General features: G+C 70.8%; 1 protein-coding gene. It reads left to right on the top strand.

What is annotated here, in order from left to right; genetic code table 11:
• Nucleotides 1-421: alanine--tRNA ligase-related protein (locus tag AC5RWQ_RS30620; protein ID WP_494286068.1), on the top strand; the 421-nt coding region annotated here is incomplete at both ends.

The raw sequence follows: 421 nt of genomic DNA, 5'->3' as shown, positions 1-421 counted from the left end.
GGTCGTCGCCGACCACATGCGCACCGCCGTCATGCTCATCGGCGACGGCGTCACCCCCGGCAACGAAGGCCGCGGCTACGTCCTGCGCCGCATCATGCGCCGCGCCATCCGCACCATGCGGATGCTGGGCGCGGACCGCCCGGTCGTCGCCGAGCTGGTGGACGTCGTCATCGGCACCATGGGCGAGCAGTACCCGGAGCTGATCACCGACCGCAAGCGGATCGAGTCGGTGGCGCTCGCCGAGGAGTCCCGCTTCCTCAATACCCTCTCGGCCGTCACCAACATCCTCGACACCGCGGTCACCGAGACGAAGGCCGCCGGCGGCCGGGTGCTCCCCGGCGAGCAGGCGTTCCTGCTCCACGACACCTGGGGCTTCCCGATCGACCTCACCCTGGAGATGGCCTCGGAGCCGGGTCTGTGC

It is taken from the genome of Micromonospora sp. BS32 (assembly GCF_059089345.1).
Note: the sequence above shows the minus strand (reverse complement) of the source record. Positions and strands in the feature narration are given on the sequence as shown.